This window comes from Mycobacterium sp., assembly GCF_008709575.1.
Taxonomy (GTDB): domain Bacteria; phylum Actinomycetota; class Actinomycetes; order Mycobacteriales; family Mycobacteriaceae; genus Mycobacterium.
In genome coordinates, this window is the sequence record NZ_VYIK01000492.1 from 342 (window position 1) to 582 (window position 241).

A 241-nucleotide genomic window follows, 5' to 3' on the forward strand; every position below is an offset into this window, starting at 1 on the left:
TCAGCGCCAGCCATCAGCGGCGCCGGCCCACCGCGCTGTCGACGATGGCGCGTCCGCACCAACGGCACGGTTGTGGTCGCGCACGGCCGGGCACGATGTCGACCTTAACCTGCTATCCGACAGCTCTCGGTATCATGAACGTGCTGGCCGGCTACCGGAACGCTACAGCAACTCGGTGTCGGAGGAACTACCCGGCGCGCCGTAGCGTTATCCAATCCGGACGGACCGGCGCGAGGGATTT